The organism is Phenylobacterium sp. (assembly GCF_030651185.1).
Lineage (GTDB): Bacteria > Pseudomonadota > Alphaproteobacteria > Caulobacterales > Caulobacteraceae > Phenylobacterium.
On sequence record NZ_JAUSCJ010000040.1, the window covers coordinates 58,701 to 77,642 of the forward strand.

Consider the following 18,942-nt stretch of genomic DNA (forward strand, 5'->3'; position numbering starts at 1 on the left):
GACCGGCGCCCTTTTTCTTGGCGCTAAGCGGTTGATTACAGGGCTCACCCCCGCCAATTACGGCGATCAGGCGGTCTGTCTGCGTCCTATTTCCGGCCAGACACGTACAGCCATCGTTCTGTCACTGGACGAGCGCTCTTTTGAGGCCATAAGACCGCTCGAATTTGATCCCACTGGCCGCCCGCATTTTCGAGGCGACGGAGTCCCCCCGCTTGTTACGACGCCATTTCTTCCTCGCCGGCGCGATTGTTGTGCTGATCCTCATGCTGGTCGCGGGGGCGTACAAGCTGACCGTGGGCAAGAAGCAGGGACCCGGCGGTCCGCCCGGCGCCGTCATGGCGCAGGGCGGTGGCGGTGGCCGGCCGGGCGGCGGCGGCGGCGGCCGCGGGGGCATGGGCGGGCCGGCGGATGTCGCCGTGGTGGTCGTCCAGTCCCGGCTCTTCACCGACGTCATCGACGTCATCGGCGTGGCCAAGGGCCGTCAATCGGTCATCCTGACCGCCGCGGCGACCCAGCTGGTCGAGCGCGTGCGCTTCTCGCCCGGCCAATCGGTCGGCCGCGGCGCGGTGCTGGTGGAACTGAAGGCCACCGAACAGGACGCGGGCCTCGCCCAGGCCCAGGCCAGCCTGATTCAGGCGCAGCGCGCCTATGACCGCTACAGGACCCTGGGCCAGCAGGGCTTCGCCTCCAAGGCCATGATCGACCAGTACGAGGCCAACTATCTCTCGGCCAAGGCCAATGTCGTCGCCGCCCAGGCCCGCCAGGGCGACCGGCTGATCCGCGCGCCCTTCGCCGGCGTCGTCGGCCTGTCCGACATCACCCAGGGCTCCCTGATCAATCCGGGCTCGGCCATCGTCACCCTCGACGACACCAGCGCCATCCGCGTCGATTTCCAGGTGCCCGACCGCTATATCGCCTCGGTCCGTCAGGGCCAGGCGGTCACCGCCAAGGTCGACGCCTATCCCGGAGAGGTCATCCAGGGCCGTATCGCCCTGTTGGACACCCGCATCGACGAGAAGACCCGGGCGCTGACCGCCCGCGCCGAATTCCCCAATCCCGACCGCCGGCTGAAGCCCGGCATGATGATGCGGGTGGCGGTCGCCCAAGGCAGCCGTCAGGGTCTCTCGGCCCCGGAGTCGGCGGTCTCGGTCCAGGGCGACAACGCCTTCGTCTATGTGCTGACCAAGCAGGGCGACAAGACCGTGGCCGAGCAGCGCCCGGTGGTCACCGGCGTGCGCCAGGACGGCTTCGTCGAGCTGAAGGACGGGGTCGCCGCCGGTGACCGCATCGTCGGTGACGGCCTCAACAAGATCCAGCCGAACCAGGCCGTGAAGCCTGTCGGGTCCGGCCAGCCTCAGGGAACGGGCGGAGCCGCCCGTCGTCCCGCGGCATGATGCTCTCCGACATCTCCGTCCGCCGCCCGGTGCTTGCCGCGGTGGCGGCGATCATTCTCTGCGTGGTGGGCGCCGCCTGCTTCACCTCGCTGTCGGTCCGCGAACTGCCCAGCGTCGACCCGCCCGTCGTCTCGGTCTCCACCACCTATCGCGGCGCCTCGGCCGAAGTCGTCGAGGAGCGGATCACCGAGGTGATCGAGCGGCAGGTGGCCGGTATCCAGGGCATCGACCGGGTGAACTCGTCCTCGCGGGACGGCTCCTCGCGGATCAACGTCTCCTTTACCCTCGACCGCGACCTCGACACCGCGGCCAACGACGTGCGTGATGCGGTCAGCCGGGTGACGTCGCAGTTGCCGCAGCAGGCCGATCCGCCGCAGATCGCCAAGGCCAACGCCGACGGCTCGCCGATCATGTTCCTGGCGTTCTCGTCCACCAAGCTGAACCGCCTGCAGCTCTCCGACTACGCCAACCGCTACCTCGTGGAGCGGATCTCGACGATCCCGGGCGTGGCCCAGGTGAACCTGGGCGGCAGCCAGCTGTATTCGATGCGCATCTGGCTCGATCCCCAGGCCATGGCCTCGCGCGGCATCACCGTCGATGATGTCGAGAGCGCCCTGAACGCCCAGAACCTGGAATTGCCGGCCGGCGCCCTGGAGGCGCCCGCCAAGGACTTCACCATCCGGGTCGCGCGCGGCTACTCCACGCCCCAGCAATTCAAGGAGCTGCCGGTCACCTCCGGGGCCCGCGCGGCCGCGACCGCCACCAGCGCAACCGGCTCGGCCGGCGCGCTCGGCACCACGGCCGGCGCCGACGGCGCGGTCGCCACCGCCGACCAGGGCCAGAACGCCTATGTCACCCGCCTGGGCGACATCGCCCGCGTGGAGGAGGGGCCCGACGAGCGCCGCCGCACCTTCCGCTCCAACGGCCGCGACATGATCGGCATCGCCATCACCCGCCAGTCCCAGGCCAACGACCTGGAGATCTCCAAGGGCATCGCCGACCAACTTCCCGAGATCAACAAGTCGCTGCCGCCCGGCACCAAGCTGGAGATCGCGGTCGACTTCACCGTCTTTACCAAGCACGCGATCGAGGAAGTCTGGATCACCATGGCGATCTCGCTGGGGCTTGTGGCCCTGGTGAACTTCATCTTCCTGGGCACCTGGCGGGCGGCGATCATCCCCTCGGTGGTCGCGCCGATCTGTATCCTGTCGACCTTCATCATCCTGGCCCCGCTGGGCTTCTCCATCAATCTGCTGACCCTGCTGGCCCTGGTGCTGGCCATTGGCCTGGTGGTGGATGACGCCATCGTCGTGGTGGAGAACATTCAGCGCCGGGTGGACGAGGGCGAGCCCCCCGTCGTCGCCGCGCAACGCGGCGCGCGCCAGGTGTTCTTCGCCGTCGTGGCCACCACCATAGTGCTGATCTCGGTGTTCGCGCCGCTGATGTTCCTGCCCGGCTATATCGGCAAGCTGTTCGTGGAGCTGGCCGTGGCCATCACCGCGGCGGTGGCATTCTCGGCCCTGCTGGCGCTCAGCCTGTCGCCGATGCTGGCGTCGAAGCTGCTGCGCCCGGCCCATGGCGAGGGCTTCATCGCCCGGCGCGTGGACGCCGGCATGACCAAGCTGCGCAACTCCTATCACGCCTCTCTGGACGCCATGTTGGGCCGCCGCGCGGCCTCGGTCTCGGCTGTGGCCCTGGTGGTGGTGCTGGCCGGCCTGGCTTTCGCCCTCTTCACCGTCCTGCCCCGCGAGCTGGTGCCCAATGAGGACCGTGGGCGGGTCGACATCAATATCCAGGGGCCGGAAGGCGCCGGCTACGACTATACCCTGCCGGCCGCCAAGCAGGTTGAAGCCCGCCTCGAGGCCCTGCTCAAGGACGGCACGATCACCCGCTACACCATGGGTGTGCCGCGCTTTGGCCAGAACCAGTTCAACACGGGCAACGCCAACGCCTCCCTGCCCGACGACGCGGCGCACAAGATCAGCTCCCAGGATCTGGCCGCCCAGCTCAACAAGGACTTCTCCAAGATCACCGCGATCCGGGCGATCGCCTCGGTTCGTCCCAGCCTGCAACGGGGCGGCGGCGGTGGCGGCGGCAATGTCGACCTCATCGTGGTCGGCAATGAGTATCCGGAGATCGAACGCCTGATCCGCCCGCTCATGGAGGCCGTCCAGGGCAATCCCGGCATGGCCCGTCCGCGCCTGGACTATGAGCCGACCTCGCCGCGCCTGCTGGTGGATCTCGACCGCGACAAGGCCGCCACCCTCGGCGTCTCGGCGCAGTCGGTGGGCCGCGCCCTGGAGACCATGTTCGGGTCGCGCAAGGTCACCACCTACATCCGGAACGGCCAGGAATACGACGTGATCCTGCAGACCGACCGCGCCAACCGCCAGAACGAGAACGACCTGGCCAATCTCTATGTGCGCACCGGCGCGGGCGCCACCGTGCCCCTGTCCTCGGTGGTTAGCACCCATGTGCGCGGCGACACGCCCGATCGCGCCCGCGTAGACCGCCTGCGCGCCATCACCCTCAGCGTCCAGCTCAACCCCGGCTACACGGTCGGCGAGGCGGTGAGCTTCCTGCAGGCCGAGATCGCCAAGAACCCCGGAACCACGGTGAAGTGGGGCGGCACGGCGCGCGACTATCTGGAGGCGGGCGGCGCCGTGGGCCTGGCCTTCGGCATGGCCCTGCTGCTGGTCTTCCTGGTCCTGGCCGCTCAGTTCGAGAGCTGGATCCACCCGGCGGTGATCATGCTCACCGTGCCGGTGGCGGTTCTGGGCGGGCTGTTTGGCCTGTTGATCTCGGGCTCGACCATCAACACCTACAGTCAGATCGGGCTGATCATTCTCGTCGGGATCGCCGCCAAGAACGGCATCCTGATCGTGGAGTTCGCCAACCAGCTGCGCGACGACGGGCTGTCGATCCGCGAGGCGGTGATCGAGAGCGCCTCCCTGCGCCTGCGGCCCATCATCATGACCTCGATCGCGGCCGCCGCCGGCGCCGTGCCGCTGATCGTCTGGGGCGGGGCGGGCGGCGAGAGCCGCAAGACCATCGGGGTGGTGATCTTCTTCGGGGCCATCTTCACGACCCTGCTGACCCTGTTCATCGTGCCGGTGTTCTACAACATGCTGGCCCGCTTCACGAAGTCGCCCCAGGCCACCGCGCGCCGCATCGAGGCCTTCGAGGAGGCCGAACAGACCCGCGCCGCCAACGCTGCGGAGTAGCGCCGGGCGGCCCCTAAAAGCCTCCCCGCCGCAGCGGGGAGGAGGAGAGACTGTCATGGGATGGTTGCGCCGGCGGCGACGGGGGCGTCGCGCCGGCGCTGATACAGCTCCAGCGGAAGAGCCATATCCCTAGGCCGCCAATCCCAGGGGGAGATGGGCGGTGTCGAGGCCTGAACAGCTCGACCCCATAATGGTGAGGCGCGCCGATATGCGCGTCAAGGTTGCCGTGCCGCTTGCGCGCGCTTTCCGAGAGAAGCCGCGTTGCGCCGCCGTTATTGCGGCGCGTAGCCCGTCTCGACCTTCAGATAGGCGATCAGGTCAGTCCGGTCCTTGGCGTCCTTGACGCCCATGAAGGTCATCTTGGTGCCGGGCATGAAGGTCTTGGGGCTGGTCAGCCACTGGTCCAGGTGCTCGGCGTCCCAGGTGAAGGTCGCGGCCTTGACGACGTCGGAATACTTGTAGCCCTCGGCGGTCCCGGGCTTGCGGCCGAACATGCCGTGGAGGTTCGGACCGGTCATGTTGGCGCCGCCGGGAACCAGGGTGTGGCAGGACTTGCAGATCGCGAACACCTTCTTGCCGTTGGTCAGGTCGCCGCTGTTGTAGGGAGCGGGCAGGGCGGCCAGCAGGGCCTGCTTCTCGGCGTCGGTGGGCTCGGGAGCGGCGGCCGGCGCCGGGGCCGTGGCGGTCTCGCCGCTGGAGGATTCGCCGGATTTGCCGCAGGCCGAAAGACCGATGACGGCGACGGTGGCGGCGAGCGTCAGGGCAAGGCGGCGCATGGAAAATCCTCTCAAGTCTGGATGGCCGGCAAGCTACCCCAAGCGCCGCCATTGGCAAGCGCTCAGCCCCGCTTGCGGCGCTCCTTCTGGATGATCTCGTCCAGGGCCTGCAGGAAGCGGGAACGGTCGTTGCGGTCGAAGGGCTTGGGCCCGCCCATGATGTCGCCGGTCGAGCGGAGCTGCTCCATCAGGGCCCGCTGGGCGATGGCAGCGCCGATGGAATTCTCCGTGAAGGGTTTGCCATTGGGGGCCACCGCGTGCCCGCCCGCCGTCAGAACCCGTTCCGCGAGGGGAATGTCATTGGTCACCGCCACGTCGCCCGGCGCCACGTGCTCGGCGATCCAGTCGTCGGCCACGTCGGGCCCGGCGTCGACGATCACCCGCTCGATCATCGCCGACCTGGGGATCATGATGAAGGCGTTGGAGACCACCCAGGTCTTCAGGCCGTAACGCTGGGCGACCTTGTAGATCTCGTCCTTCACCGGGCAGGCGTCGGCGTCGATGAAGATCTCGATGGGCTTGCGGCTCATGGGGCCGTCACTAGCGCTATCGCCGGCTTAACACCATCCGATGATCTTCCCTTCGCCCCGCCGCGGCAGGTCGCCTAGATCACGATGCGCTCAGACGAATTCGTCTGAGCGCATCGTGATCTAATTTCAAAGTTATAGAGCCGGATTCAGGTTTCGAGAGAAGCCATCCGGCTCTAGTCCGGCGTCCCGGGTTCGAAGCGCTGGACCATGCGGGCCTGTTGCCACAGCTCCATGGCGTGCTCATGGCTGTGCTGGCGCGCGATTTCGACCGCGGCTGCGTCGTCTTCACACTCGAACGCCACGGCGCGGCTGATCCGGCCGTTGACGCCCAGGAAGTATATTCTGTAGTCGAGCATTCAGGCTTCGGCGTCCCCAAGGCCTCAACCTAACATATATTGCGCTCGGGACAGGCCGGAAAACCGGGCGTGCGATCTATACCTGCGAAGTCATGCCGTCGACAGATGAGTTGTGGCGGATAGTCGACATAGAGCGGGATGCGAAAAAGTGGGAACGGTTTTTCGCGTCAATCCCGCTCTAAACATAAGGAATCAATCACGTTTGGGATTTTGGATCGGTTCGATCCGACATCATCGTGATCTAGGCCTTAAGCGAGCGCCAGCTGGCCTTGAGGGCGTCGAAGGCCGGGTCGGTCTCGGTCTCCAGATTGTGCCGCTGGTGGATCTTGCAGCCGATCATGTCGTGGTTGCGCCACTTGGCCCGCACGATGAACACCTCGCCGTCGGGAACGTGCAGCACGGTCAGCGCCTTGGGCAGGGGCACCAGCGCCGGTATCTCCAGCTTCAGGCCGCTGACGCTGACATCTCGCATGGTCGCGTCCCACCACGACCCGAGGGCCGGACCATAGTACACCCGCACCCGGTCGCTGGTGGGGGCGCGGGGTTCAATACGACGATCAAGCCACTGAGCTTCAGACATGGTCGGAAGTCATAGGCCAAGGATGCTAAATTTTTCTAAGCTTCGCCGGATGGCCGACAAGAGCGCGGCGAGGGCGGTCGCGGCATTGATTCAGGAATTTTCTCTGGCGGCGCGATTTGTCGCTAGTCTCGATCTTGGCGGTCTAACCGGTAAAGCCCCTTGATCCGCGGAGCCAACTCATCGTGACCCATGCACCCTGCGGCGTCGCCGACCTGGCCGATGTCGGCCCGCTGGTTTCAAGGATCGGAAGCTTGGCGCCGGAAGTCCGGGCGGCGGCGGCGTTGGGAATGACGTTCGAGGTTCGCGGCAACTCGGCCCCGGCGATGACCGCTGCGGTCCGTGATGCTGTCCCCCTGGTCGCCTAGCCGCGATGTTCGACGCCAAGATTCGACCATTCATCGATCCGGCGCTCAACCGGATGGGCGCCGCTATCGCCCGCCGCGGGGTCACGGCCAATCAGGTGACGGTGGCTGGCGCCGTCCTCGGCGCCCTGGCCGGGATCGCCATTGGCCTTGGGCAGCCGCTGCTCGGTTTGGGGTTCATCGCTGCGAGCCGTCTGCTGGACGGGCTCGACGGCGCCGTCGCGCGGTCCCGCCAGCCCACGGACTTCGGCGGGTATCTCGATATCGTCTGCGACTATGTCTTCTACCTGGCCGTGCCGCTGGGCTTTGGCTTTGCGGCGCCGGCGAACCTTCCTTTCGCCCTCGTACTGGTTGCGAGCTTCACCCTGACAGCTGTGAGCTTCCTCGCCTATGCGGCGCTGGCGGCGAAGCGGGGGGTTGAGACCGAGGCGCATGGTCGCAAGAGCTTCTTCTACAGCACCGGACTGGCCGAGGGCGCCGAGACCATCCTCGCCTTTGTGCTGATGTGCCTCGCGCCGGGACTGTTCCCGGCGATCGCCGTCCTGTTCACTGGGCTTTGTGTCCTAACCGTGATCCAGCGTAACGTGATGGCGCGGCGGGCGTTTCGAGAGGCGCCTCGGGACTTGACCGACGTTGATCGCCGATAGGCAGGAACGACATTATGAAACTGATCCTCGCGCGCACCTCGATGATCCTGTCGCTCCTGCTGCCGGTCTATTTTCTGGTGGCGGCGCTCGGGGTGAAGTTCGGCCTCTGGTCCTGGCAGGTCGGGCTGATGAAGCTGATCGTCCAGTTCGGCCTGCCATTGATCGGCTTCACGCTGCTCCTGGGTCTTGTGGCCCTGTTGACGAGCGTCATTCGCAAGCCGCGTAGAGGCTGGGCCATGGCCCTGGTTGGCCTGCTGATCCCGGTCCTGGCCCTGGGCTACCTGGCTTCAGTGCGCGCGAAGTCGGCCGAAATTCCGCCGATCCACGACATCGCCACCGACATCAGCGACCCGCCCCAGTTCTCGACCAAGGTGATGGCGGCCCGGCGTTCCGTGGACGCCAACCCGGTGAACGCCATGACCGCGACGATGGGCAGCCTGAAAGCCTATCAGGCTCCGGCCTTCGGCAGCATCGCCGCCAAGACCCTCGGTCAGGTCGGCCACGAGGCCTATCCCGGAGTCCGGACTCTGAAGGTCGCGGCCGCCCCGGCAGAGGTCTGGACCGCAGCAAAGTCCGAAGCCCAGGCGCAGGGCTGGACGGTGGTGAACGCCGATCCGGCGACCGGCGGCGTCGAGGCGACGGCGGAGACGTTCTGGTTCGGTTTCAAGGACGATGTCGCCATTCGAATCCGCGCCAACCCGGCCGGAGGCGCAAGCGTGGATGTCCGCTCGACGTCGCGCGTGGGGCTGAGCGACATGGGCGCCAACGCCGCCCGTATTGAGGCGTTTCTGGCCGGCCTGAAGACGCGTCTGGCTGGCGCCTAGGCCGGCGGGCGAGCCTGTAAGCCGGTGCGCGGGACGATGCGCCGGGTCGTCCTGGTGGGCGCCGGCCACGCCCATCTCCATATCGTGCGGCATGCCGCCGTGCTGCGGGCGGCCGGCGTTGACCCGATCCTGGTGGCGCCGCCATTGTTTCACTATTCCGGGCTGGCGACCGGTGTCCTGTCCGGCGCTCTAAGCGGCGGACAGGCGCAAATCGATATCGCAGCCCTCGCGTCCCACTTCGGCGTCCAACATTTCGCCGCCGAAGCCACGGCGATCGATCGGCCCGGCCGCTGTCTTCGGCTGACCGACAGCCAAGATCTGACCTTTGACGCCGTGTCCCTAAACGTGGGCAGCGTCACGCCGGACCCCGGCGGCCTCGGCCGGGGTCTGGACGTCTGGCCCACGAAGCCGTTGACGGGTCTCATAGACCTGAGGGCGCGGGTGGAGTCCCACATCCGGGAACGTGGCGCGAGCCCGGCGATTGTGGTGGCCGGCGGAGGCCTCTCGGGGTTCGAGATCGCCGCCGCCCTTGCCGGCCTGGCGGAGCGGAAGGGGGCCTATCCCCGCATCCATCTCGTGATGAAGTCGCCGGCGACATGGGCGCCTCGACAGGCCATCACCCGGCTTTCGGCGGCCCTGCGGCGTCGCGGCGTTGTCCTGCTCAGCGATGAGGTGGTTGAGCGTGGGGTTGCGACTTGCGAACTGTCAGGGGGGCGACGGCTTCCCTGCGACATGCTGGTATTGGCTGCGGGGTTGTCGGCGGCGCCGATCGTCGCCTCGCTGGGATTGCCGCTTTCGGGGGATGGGCGGTTGCGCCTTGGACCGACCCTTCAGTCGCTGTCGGATCCCGCCATCTTCGCGGCTGGAGATTGCTCGGCGGTCGAGGGTTTCCCCCGGCCGGCGGCCGGGGTTTTCGGTGTGCGGGCGGCGCCGGTGCTCCTGCACAATCTGGCGGCATTGGGCTCGGGCGAGCCGCTGCGGCGCTATGTGCCGCAACGCAGATGGCTATCCATCATGGATCTCGGCGACGGAACGGGCCTGGGGATGCGCGGCCAGCTCTGGTGGATGGGGCGGAGCGCGCTGGCCTTGAAGCGGCGCATTGACCTCGGGTTCGTCGGCCGGATGCGCGCGCCGTCAGGCGAACCGCTTCAGGATTGAGACCAGCCTGCGGGTCCTGTCGGAGAATAGGGCGGGGGTATAGAACTGTCCGGCCAGCCGCTTGCCAATCTCGCCACGGGTCGGGTAGGGCGCGATCATCCCGGTCAGCTGGCTGAGCCGCAGTCCCGCCGACAAGGCCAGCGACCACAGGTGGATTTGGTCCCCGGCATGCCGGCCCACAAGAGTCACCCCAAGCACCTTGCCCTTGGCTGTTGTCACCAGCTTCCCGAAGCCTCGCGTATCGCCTTCCGCCTGAGCCCGATCATTCTCCGAGACTTCGAGTGTCTGAACGCGGACATCGGCGCCGTGCTGCTTCCGGGCTTCGGCTTCCCCGAGGCCGATGGCGGCGATCTCGGGATCGCAATAGGTCACCCGCGGAACCTGCAGGGCGTCGGCGTTCACCGGCAGGGCGAAGAGCGCGCGCCGCACGACCAGGGAGGCGTGGGCGCCGGCCAGATGCGTGAACTGGCCGCGGCCCGCCGCGTCGCCCACGGCGAAGACGCGCCTGTTGGAGCTGCGCAGCGAGCGGTCCGTCTTGATCCCGGCGCGGTCATAGGCGATCCCGGCCCTCTCCAGGTCCAGCCCCTCCAGCGACGGCTTGCGTCCCACCGCGATCAGGAGATGCGAGCCGGAAACGCGAATCTCCTGGTCCCTGTGGGTCAGGATGATCGTCGGTCCCGCTTCCACCCGGACCGCCTTGTGGCCGGCCAGCAGCTCAACGCCATCGGCGCGGAGCTGCTCCACAACCACTTTTGCGGCAGCGGGATCCTCGCGTCCCAGGATGTCTTCAGCTTCGATGATCACAACCTCCGACCCCAATCGCCGGAAGGCCTGACCGAGCTCCACGCCGATCGGGCCGCCGCCCAGAACGATCAGGCGCTGCGGTAGGGCCTTCAGCTCGAACACGGTCTCGTTGGTCAGGTGGGCGATCGTCTCCAGCCCGGGAATCGGCGGGATCAGCGCCCTGGAGCCGGTCGCCACCACGATCTTGCGGGCTTTCACCCGGACGCTCTCGCTGGCCAGGGTGCGGGCGTCCACGAAGCGGGCTGGCTCACGGATCACCCGGACGCCCAGGCCCTCAAACCGTTCCTGGCTGTCGACCGGCGCGATCGTCGCGATGGTGGCCGAGACGTGGGCCATGACCTTGGCGAAGTCGACGGCGACCCCCGTGGACGTGACACCCAGATGGGTGCTGTGCCGGGCCTCGTGCGCGGCGCTGGCGGCGGCGATCAGGGCCTTGGACGGCACGCAGCCATAGTTCAGGCAGTCACCGCCCATCTCGCCCTTCTCGAACAGGACGACCTTCAAACCCAGCTGGGCGGCGCCCGCGGCGACCGACAGCCCGCCAGACCCCGCGCCGATGACGGCGAGATCGGCTTTGATCTTCTGGCTCACAGGCTCTTTCCGGATTTGGCGCGGGCGCGCTGATAGACGGTGGTGGCGAGGGTCAGCAGGCCCAGGGCGATCAGCGGAAGCAGCACGGCGGGCGAGAAGATCACGCCAAGGTCCGGCGTTTCGCCGCGGGCCAGCAACTCACCGATGCCAGCTCCGATGCCGCTGTAGATAAAGGTCGCCGGCATGATCCCGAAGAACGTGGCCAGCGCATAGGCGCGCAGGGGCGCGTGGGCCAGGGCGGCGGCCACATTGACCAGCCAGAAGGGTGCAAGCGGGATCAAGCGGAGGGTCAGGATATAGCCGAAGGCGCCGGCCTGGACGCCGTCGATGACGGACTTGAGCCGCCCGCCCGAGGCCTCCGCCCGATCCCGCAACGCCTGACCGAGTGATGTCTTGACGGCATAGAAGACCAGAATGGCCCCGGTGGTGGCGCCAACCACGGTGGCCACGCCGCCCACCCAGGTTCCGAACAGATAGCCGCCGGCCAGGGTCAGGATCACGGCGCCGGGAAGGCTGACGGCGGTGGCCAGGGCGTAGACGAGGATGAATGTCAGCAGAGCGAGCGGCAGTTGCTGGCCGACAAAGGCCCGCAGCGCGGCCTCGTTGGCCTGCAGCGCTTCCAGATTGAGGTATCGTGTGGCGCCGCTGGCGAACACCGCGGCGATGACGGCCAGCAGGATCAGCAGCGGTGCGAAGCGTTTGAGGCGGGCCATCTGGTCTCCAGTGTCGCGGTCAGCGACCAGTCATAGACGCCTGGGGCGATGTGATCCACGCTCCAGGATGCGCGCCAAGTCGGCGGCCGCCTGTCCGTCGCTGCGGTTGGGGGGCGGCCGTCGGTCCGCAGAGGCCTGGGCCGTTTCGCTGCCTCACCGGCCGGTATCGAACTCGCCTTCGGAGGTTTCGGACACGAGGCGCCGCCGACGGGATCAAGGCCCTGGAGACGGGGACCGGTCGCGATCTCGGATCAGATCGCCCTTGAGCGACCTTCCCAATAGGGGGCGCGGACCTTGTTGCGCTGGATCTTGCCGGCCTCGCTGCGCGGCAGGTCGGCCACGAAGTCGACGGCGCGGGGGATCTTGAACTTGGCCAGCACGCGGGCGGCGTAGTCGAGGATCTCGGCCTTCAAGGCCTCGGTGGGCTCATGGCCGGCCTTGAGCTGGATGACGGCGCGGACTTCTTCGCCCCGCTCGTCGTGGGGAACGCCGACGGTGCAGCTGTCCTCGACCGCCGGGTGCTTGATCAGCTCGTTGTCGATTTCCTGCGGATAGATGTTCACCCCGCCGGCGATGATGGTCTCGGCGCTGCGGCCGGTGAGGAACAGCCAGTCGTCCTCGTCCAGGTAACCGATGTCACCCATGGTGAAGTAGCCGTCGCGGCGGTTGGCCTGCGTCTTGGTGTCGTCCTTGTAGTAGCTGAACCCGCCCTGGTCGTTCAGGCTCATATAGATGGCGCCGGGCACGCCGGGCGGACACTCCTCGCCATTCTCGTCCAGGATGCGGGCGGCGGCCTTGTGCGGGCGGCGGCCCACGGTGCCGGGACGCTTCAGCCAGTCCTCGGAGCCGACGGTGAAGCCGACCCCGCCCTCGGACCCGGCATAGTATTCGAACAGCTTGGGGCCGATCCATTCGATCATGGCCGCCTTCACCTCGGGCGGGCAGGGGGCCGCGCCATGGGTGATGCGCTTGAGCGAGCTCAGGTCGTACCTGGCCCGCACCTCTTCGGGCAGGGCCAGCATCCGCTGGAACATGATCGGCACGAAGTGGCCTCGCGTGACCTTCAGGTCCTGGATGGTGCGCAGCACCTCCTCGGTGTCCCACCTCTCCATCAGCACCGTGGGCACGCCATTGTTCAGGGCGCGGCGGATGTCTCCGGCCAGGGGCGAGGCGTGATAGCCGGGGCCGGTGCAGATGTGCTTGTCCACCGCCCGGTCGTAGATGGCGTCATAGCCGCCCACCGCCTGGGCGTTGGGCTTGTAGACCCCCTTGGGCCGGCCCGTGGTGCCCGACGAGTAGAGCATGGTGGAGCCGCGCACCGGGTCGGCCAGGTCCTCGCCCGGGAAGTCGTCGATCGTTTCGTAGGCGACGAAGCCGCCCAGATCGCCGCCGATGGAGACCTTCAGGATCAGGTTCGGGCACCCCGCCGCCGCCTCGGCCGCGCCCGCCACGCGGGTGTCGGCGAACAGCGCCTTGGCCTCGCAGTTGTCGATGACATAGGCCATCTCCTCGGGCTTCAGGTGCCAGTTCACCGGCGTCATCCGGAAGCCGCCGCGCAGGGAGGCGAACAGGACGTCGGCGAACTCCATGCGATTGGTGCACAGCAGCGCAATAGCGTCCCCGGCCTTCAACCCCTGGGCCCGCATCAGCCGCACCAGGCGGTTGGCGTTGGCGTTCAGCGCGCCGAAGGTCCGCGTGCGGCCCTCCAGCCCCTCATGGACCGCCACCTTGTCCGGATGGACCTGGGCCCAGACGGCGGTGGCCATGCCGGTTTCGACGGCCTGGTCCACGCGCGCCTTGATGTCGTCGCTGATCGGCGTGTCGGTCATGCCAACTCTTCCTAACGGGGGGGGCGGGCTCAGCCCCAGAGGGGCGAGGAGGCCTTCATGGCGCGGATCATGAAGGTGACGCTGGCCACGTCCTTGCCGGTCTCGGGGTCGGCGATGTCGACGTCGTACCAGACGTTCTCCGTGCGCGGGCTCTCGGTGATCTTGCGCAGGGTGGTGCGGCCCACATAGTCGCGGTCGGCCAGGACGGGCCCGGCCAGCAGACGCACCTCCAGCGCGCCGAACAGGCCGACATAGGGCTGTTTGGACTTGGCCAGGACGAAGGGCCGGCTCATGTGGGCCAGGCGGATGACGTGGGCCGGCGACAGCACGCCCTTGTCGTCATAGAGGGCCAGCCGCTCGGTGATGCGCCCCAGCGAGGCGTCATAGCTCTCGCGGCTGACCTTCATCGGGATGTCGGCGGTGGTGTCGCCCACCTTGAGGTCGGCATAGATGCGCAAGGTCGCCGGGTCGGCGGCGGTCTGCTCGGCCATGCGGCGGGCGACTTCGGACCCTGCGTCACGCGCCTCAGCCGACGCCGTGCCGACGCAGACCTGCTGGCCGGCGCGGTTGAACATCTGCAGGCGGGCGCGGGGCTGGCCGGGATGCACGACGGCCTGCACCTCCTCCTTGTCCACCGTCGCCTGGGCGAAGTGCAGGGAGAGGTTGCCGGTCGCAAACCAGGCCTCGCCATAGAGCTCCACCAGCATGGGGGCGAACTGGTCCATGTGGACCGAGCCCGGCACGGTGCCGCCCTTGAACCCCAGCTTGGAGGCCACCTCGTCGTTGTGGATCGAGCCGGGGGCGGCCTGGAAACCGTTGTGCGGCGCGCGGAACGGGCCGGTGATCTGATCTTGGCTGGTGGCGTCGGTCATGGACGTGTTCCTTTGGCGAGCGAGGGTCAGAGCCCGCCCATCATCTCTTCGAAATTGGCGCGGTAGAAGGCGTCGCGGTCGGCCTCGCCCAGGTCCCCGAAGGTGCGCTCGAACCGGCCGATGGGATCGTTGGTGCCCTCCGGGTGCGGGTAGTCGCTGGAGAACATGTAGAGGTCGGCGCCGCTGTCGGCGATCAGGTAGCCGGCGTCCTCGCCGGGGAAGGGCGTGAACTTCACCTGCCGCCGGATGATCTCCGAGGGCTTGGCCGACAGGTTCTGAAGGTAGGGGTCGGTGCGGCCGAAGGACCGGGCGCCCATGTCCATCTGGCGCAACCAGCCCGGCACCCAGTAGGCGCCGTATTCGATCGCGCCGCCCTTCAGCTCCGGCTGGCGGTCGAAGAGGCCGTCATAGACCAGGGCGGCGAGGAACATCTCGGCCGAGTGGGGCAGGGCGACATAGTCCTTGAACCGCAGGTTCTCGCCGCCGCCGTGCAGGTCCGGCGACTTGGCCTTGCCGTTGTTGACGTATTCCTGCGGCAGGGTCCGGGAGCCGGCGCCGATGTGCAGTACGAAGGGGACCTTCCTGGCCGCCAGCAGGGCCCAGAACGGATCGAGGTCCGGGTGGCCCGGCGACTTGTCGCCCGCCGCCGTCGAGGGCACCCAGATGGCCCGGCAGCCCAGGCGGATGGCTTCCTGGGCCTCCTCCAGCGCGCGGGCCGGATTGTCCAGCGGGACATAGGCCACACCCAGCAGGCGCGGGTCGCCGCAGAAGCTGGCCATGGCGCGGTTGGCGGCGCGGGACCCCGCATAGAGGACGTCCTGGTCCTTGGTGGTGCGGAAGGGGCGCAGGGCCGAGGTCGGGAACACCAGCTGGCTGGCGAAGCCCAGCTCCTCGAGGGCGCGGATGCGCTCGGCGGTGTCGCAGGAGCCGTAGGCCAGGCGGCCCTTGGGCCCGGCGATCAGGCCCTCGATCACCTTTTCCTTGGGCGCCTCGACGGGCGGCCGGGTGGAGGGCGGGTCGCGGCGCATCAGGCGATCCTCCATGCCCGCGTCGGCGAAGGGCACCAGCCAGTCGGCCGGCTCCATGACGTGGCTGTCAGCGTCGTGGAATACACGTCCCGCAGCATAGGTCATGCCGTCTCCTCCCGTTCTTCTTGTGGCCAAAGCATTGCATCGGCGACCCGGGGAGACAACCGCTTTAATGACATTCGCACTACGAGTGGGGCGGCCCGGCGTCTCTGGCCAGGCGCCGCATCGGCCCCGGTGGGGTAGACTGGGCGTGAGGATCGAATCGGAATGGCGGCCATGGGCGATCAATCGGCAGTTCGGCGGATGCGCGCTTGGTGGTGACCGCCAGGCGACCCCGGCGGGGACAGAGGCTGCCGCCGCTGGCGCGTCGGGAGCTGCTGCTGGACGTCGCCGCCGGCCGGGTGCTGGAACAGGGCGTCCTGCCGATCGGGGTCGAGGAGCTGGCCCAGGCCGGCAAGGTCAGCAAGGGGCTGGTCTATCGCTACTTCCCGGAGGCCCACGACCTCTACAACGCCCTGCTGGAGCGGTCCCTGGACCAGGTCGCCGCGGCCCTGGACGCCGCGGGCGACCGGCCCGACCTGGCGACGGCGGCCGGCGATGTGGCGGAGGCCTATTACCGCCACGTCGCCCGGACCGGGCCCCTGATCCAGATCATCCTGCGCGACCGCTTCATGGTCGGCCATGTCTCGCCGCGCGCGGCCGCCATCCGGGCCCGCGTCGCGCGGCGGCTGGCGCGCCAGGCGCGTGACGCCCTTGGCCTGGATCTGCGCGAGACCATCGCCTGTCTCAGCATCGGCATGACCATGCCCGAGGAATGCGGGCGCCTGGCCTTTCAGGGGGAACTGGACCTTGAGCGCGGCGCCCTGCTGTGCCGGGAACTGGTCCTAGGCGTCCTCGACGTCGCCGGGCGGCGGGGCCTGGAAGCGCGCCGCTAGCCGCCGGTTGCCGGCCTCGACGATATCCGCGGCCAGGGTCTCGGCCAGGTCCAGGTCCAGGCGGCCCCGCGCCAGGATGCGCCCCGTCCGCAGCACAGCGCTGGTCAGCACGGCCGTCGCGGCGCGGGAGACATCGGAGGGGACCCTGTGGCTGTCGGTGAACCGGGTGGCGACGACGTTGGTGTTGTCGGCCCGGATCGCTCTCTGCTCGGCGCGCAGGGCGCGGCGCACCCCCGGCGCGGTCTGCAGGGTCTGCAGCAGCACCCCGCGCTCGGCCACCTGGCGCAGATAGGTCACGGTGGACAGGCGCAGGCGCTCGGCCGGCCGCTCGGCGGTGTTGATGCGGTGGGCGCGGGCCGTGCGAATGGCCTGCAGCTCCCGCCGGGCCAGCGCCGCCATCAGGACGTCGACCGTCGGGAAGAAGTGGTAGGCGCGCGGCGCCGTCAGGCCCGCGTCCCGCGCCACCCGCTTGATGGTCAGGGCGTGAAGGCCGTCCTGCACGATGATCCGCGCGGCCACCGCCATCAGTTGCTCGCGGCGATCCTCCGGCGACAGCCGCACTGGTGTGCGTCGGACGGTGGGATGGCCCGGCGTGATCCGGATCTGGTCGCTCGCCCCTTCCGGCGCCGGGGGCAGGTCGGGCGTCGGTCCGGCGCGGCCGGCCCGGGCCTTGGCCCAGTGGCCACGGGTCGGATAGGGGATCGCCGTCCGATCGCAGAGCTTGGCCAGGCCGCTGGCGCTCAGGCCCAGGTCCGCCGCCACCGAGGACAGGGGCTCTCGCCACAGGCGCTGGAACAGTTCCAGCCGGGTCAGCTCGGTGGGTGTCGGGGCGGGCATGGTTCCAGATCAGGCCAGGGGCGCACCATAGCCAAGGGCGGCGATCTTTCAAAACCTTGCCGCCGCGCTGTTGCTGACATTCGCACTAATTGTTAGGTCGAGGGCTGCTCTGTCGTTCGAAAGGCCAGGTCCATGCCGGATGATCTCTCGTCCCCCATCTCGCTCGAGGCCTTCCGCGGCGAGGTTCAGGCCTGGCTTGAGGCCAACTTCCCCAAGGCCCTGGCCGGACGGCAATCCCAGGCGGAGGCCGGTGAGGCGGGGCCTGAAGACCTCGCCGATTGGAAGCGCGCCCTGTGCGGCAAGGGCTGGGGCACGCCCACCTGGCCCAGCCAGTATGGCGGCGGCGGCCTGACCCCGGTCCAGGCCCGGGTCCTGCGCGAGGAGATTCGCCGGGTCGGCGGCTGGAACCCCATCGGCTGGGGCATGGGGGTCCGCATGCTGGGTCCGACCCTGCTGGAGTACGGGACCGAGGCCCAGAAGCAGCAGCATATCCCGCCCATCTGCCGCGGCGAGACCCGCTGGTGCCAGGGCTATTCCGAGCCGGGCGCCGGCTCCGACCTCGCCTCGCTGCAGACCAAGGCCGAGGACCGGGGCGACCACTTCCTGGTCAACGGCCAGAAGCTGTGGACCAGCGGGGCGCAGTACGCCGACTGGTGCTTCTGCCTGGTGCGCACCGACCCGACCCGCAAGCATGACGGCATCTCCTTCCTGCTGATCGACATGCGGTCGCCGGGTGTTCGGGTGAACCCGATCCAGCTGATCTCCGGCCGCTCGCCCTTCTGTGAGACCTTCTTCACCGACGTGCGGGTGTCCAAGGCCAACCTGGTCGGGCCGCTGAACGGCGGCTGGACGGTGGGCAAGCGGCTGCTGCAGTACGAGCGCCAGCGCAACGAAGACGCCCCCGCCCGCGCCACCGAGCAGCGCGCCATCGAGGATGTGGCCGCCGAGCACCTGGGCCGCGACCCGCAGGGCCGCCTCGCCGACCCTGACTACCGCGCGCGCCTCACCCGCCACCTGATGGACCGCAAGGCCTTCAACCTGACTCTGCAGCGCTCCATCGTCGAGGCCGGCGGTGGCGGCCCGACGGCGGCGACCTCGATCCTGAAGAACGTGTCCTCGCTGCTGGTGCAGGAGCGGTCGGAGCTGCTGGTGGAGGCCCTGGGCCAGGCCGTCGGCTGGGAGGGCGAGACCTTCGCGCCGGAGGAACTGGCCTATGTCCGCGAGTGGCTCTCGGGCAAGGCCAACACCATCTTCGCCGGATCCTACGAGATCCAGAACAACATCATCTCCAAGCGCATCCTGGGCCTGCCCGACCCGGTCGCCTCCGAGGCCGGTGGTCTGAGCGGCCAGCGGCCCTGACAGATGGTGCCGGATACAGGACTCGAACCCGTGACCTTCGGTTTACAAAACCGCTGCTCTACCAGCTGAGCTAATCCGGCGTCTGGCGGCCCGCTCGGGCCGGCCCTCCTTAGCCGTTTCGGC

18 protein-coding genes and 1 tRNA gene are annotated in these 18,942 nt (G+C 68.5%); 8 read left to right on the plus strand and 11 right to left on the minus strand.

Translation table 11 applies throughout. From position 1 onward, the window contains the following. Nucleotides 1-212 precede the first annotated feature (212 nt). Together Q7J39_RS19145 and Q7J39_RS19150 are read left to right on the plus strand one after the other, a co-directional pair. The gene (locus Q7J39_RS19145) at nt 213-1,394 is read left to right on the plus strand and encodes an efflux RND transporter periplasmic adaptor subunit (RefSeq protein WP_304829157.1); all 1,182 of its coding nucleotides are present in this window, start codon (nt 213-215) and stop codon (nt 1,392-1,394) included. Continuing rightward, nucleotides 1,394-4,618, plus strand: coding sequence for an efflux RND transporter permease subunit (locus Q7J39_RS19150; RefSeq protein WP_304829271.1), 3,225 nt, complete (start codon nt 1,394-1,396; stop codon nt 4,616-4,618). The genes Q7J39_RS19145 and Q7J39_RS19150 overlap by 1 nt, the downstream gene beginning before the upstream one ends. Nucleotides 4,619-4,890: 272 nt before the next feature. Here Q7J39_RS19150 and Q7J39_RS19155 read toward each other — a convergent pair whose 3' ends face one another. From Q7J39_RS19155 to Q7J39_RS19170, 4 genes are all read right to left on the minus strand, one after another. After that, nucleotides 4,891-5,394 (minus strand): cytochrome c family protein, encoded by a 504-nt coding sequence (locus Q7J39_RS19155; protein ID WP_304829159.1) that lies wholly within the window; start codon nt 5,392-5,394, stop codon nt 4,891-4,893. A gap of 62 nt (nt 5,395-5,456) precedes the next feature. Further along, entirely contained in the window at nt 5,457-5,924 is a 468-nt protein-coding gene (locus tag Q7J39_RS19160; protein WP_304829162.1) for a YaiI/YqxD family protein, read from the minus strand. Between the two features lie 173 nt (nt 5,925-6,097). Next, a complete protein-coding gene (locus tag Q7J39_RS19165; protein ID WP_304829164.1) occupies nt 6,098-6,280 on the minus strand; it encodes a hypothetical protein in 183 nt (60 codons plus the stop codon). A 241-nt stretch (nt 6,281-6,521) separates the two neighbouring features. Continuing rightward, complete coding sequence (locus tag Q7J39_RS19170) at nt 6,522-6,860, minus strand: PilZ domain-containing protein (RefSeq protein ID WP_304829167.1); 339 nt, start codon at nt 6,858-6,860, stop codon at nt 6,522-6,524. A gap of 182 nt (nt 6,861-7,042) precedes the next feature. On the opposite strand from Q7J39_RS19170, the gene Q7J39_RS19175 reads away from it, so the two are divergent. Genes Q7J39_RS19175 through Q7J39_RS19190 form a run of 4 tightly spaced genes read left to right on the plus strand, consistent with a single transcriptional unit; the run spans nt 7,043 to nt 9,851 of the window. Further along, a complete protein-coding gene (locus Q7J39_RS19175) occupies nt 7,043-7,225 on the plus strand; it encodes a hypothetical protein (protein WP_304829170.1) in 183 nt (60 codons plus the stop codon). 5 nt (nt 7,226-7,230) lie between these two features. Then, nucleotides 7,231-7,869, plus strand: coding sequence for a CDP-alcohol phosphatidyltransferase family protein (locus Q7J39_RS19180; RefSeq protein WP_304829173.1), 639 nt, complete (start codon nt 7,231-7,233; stop codon nt 7,867-7,869). Between the two features lie 14 nt (nt 7,870-7,883). After that, nucleotides 7,884-8,693 (plus strand): DUF1499 domain-containing protein, encoded by an 810-nt coding sequence (locus Q7J39_RS19185; RefSeq protein WP_304829176.1) that lies wholly within the window; start codon nt 7,884-7,886, stop codon nt 8,691-8,693. Between the two features lie 36 nt (nt 8,694-8,729). Then, nucleotides 8,730-9,851 (plus strand): NAD(P)/FAD-dependent oxidoreductase, encoded by a 1,122-nt coding sequence (locus tag Q7J39_RS19190; protein WP_304829179.1) that lies wholly within the window; start codon nt 8,730-8,732, stop codon nt 9,849-9,851. On the opposite strand, the gene Q7J39_RS19195 is transcribed toward Q7J39_RS19190, so the two are convergent. The 5 genes from Q7J39_RS19195 to Q7J39_RS19215 all read right to left on the minus strand — a co-directional run bounded on the left by Q7J39_RS19195 (nt 9,828) and on the right by Q7J39_RS19215 (nt 15,793). Further along, nucleotides 9,828-11,246: an NAD(P)/FAD-dependent oxidoreductase gene (locus Q7J39_RS19195; RefSeq protein WP_304829182.1), complete on the minus strand. Its 1,419-nt coding sequence runs from the start codon at nt 11,244-11,246 to the stop codon at nt 9,828-9,830. The two genes, Q7J39_RS19190 and Q7J39_RS19195, sit on opposite strands and share 24 nt — an antisense overlap. Beyond that, nucleotides 11,243-11,959, minus strand: coding sequence for a TVP38/TMEM64 family protein (locus Q7J39_RS19200; protein ID WP_304829185.1), 717 nt, complete (start codon nt 11,957-11,959; stop codon nt 11,243-11,245). Before Q7J39_RS19200 ends, Q7J39_RS19195 begins: the two co-directional genes overlap by 4 nt. Before the next feature lie 251 nt (nt 11,960-12,210). Further along, entirely contained in the window at nt 12,211-13,788 is a 1,578-nt protein-coding gene (locus Q7J39_RS19205; RefSeq protein ID WP_304829187.1) for an AMP-binding protein, read from the minus strand. Nucleotides 13,789-13,817: 29 nt separating this feature from the next. Next, nucleotides 13,818-14,660, minus strand: a complete 843-nt coding sequence (locus tag Q7J39_RS19210; protein WP_304829189.1) for a hypothetical protein — start codon at nt 14,658-14,660, stop codon at nt 13,818-13,820. Between the two features lie 26 nt (nt 14,661-14,686). Then, nucleotides 14,687-15,793: an amidohydrolase family protein gene (locus Q7J39_RS19215; protein WP_304829192.1), complete on the minus strand. Its 1,107-nt coding sequence runs from the start codon at nt 15,791-15,793 to the stop codon at nt 14,687-14,689. Nucleotides 15,794-16,002: 209 nt separating this feature from the next. Between Q7J39_RS19215 and Q7J39_RS19220 the strand changes: the two genes are divergently transcribed. Beyond that, nucleotides 16,003-16,623: a TetR/AcrR family transcriptional regulator gene (locus Q7J39_RS19220; RefSeq protein ID WP_304829195.1), complete on the plus strand. Its 621-nt coding sequence runs from the start codon at nt 16,003-16,005 to the stop codon at nt 16,621-16,623. Here the strand turns inward: Q7J39_RS19220 and Q7J39_RS19225 are convergent. Continuing rightward, nucleotides 16,573-17,460 carry a TetR/AcrR family transcriptional regulator gene (locus Q7J39_RS19225; RefSeq protein WP_304829198.1) on the minus strand — a complete coding sequence of 296 codons (888 nt, stop codon included), beginning with the start codon at nt 17,458-17,460 and terminating at the stop codon, nt 16,573-16,575. The two genes, Q7J39_RS19220 and Q7J39_RS19225, sit on opposite strands and share 51 nt — an antisense overlap. Before the next feature lie 132 nt (nt 17,461-17,592). On the opposite strand from Q7J39_RS19225, the gene Q7J39_RS19230 reads away from it, so the two are divergent. Continuing rightward, nucleotides 17,593-18,819: an acyl-CoA dehydrogenase family protein gene (locus Q7J39_RS19230; protein WP_304829200.1), complete on the plus strand. Its 1,227-nt coding sequence runs from the start codon at nt 17,593-17,595 to the stop codon at nt 18,817-18,819. A gap of 4 nt (nt 18,820-18,823) precedes the next feature. Here Q7J39_RS19230 and Q7J39_RS19235 read toward each other — a convergent pair. After that, nucleotides 18,824-18,899 (minus strand) — tRNA-Thr (locus Q7J39_RS19235). Between the last annotated feature and the right edge of the window lie 43 nt (nt 18,900-18,942).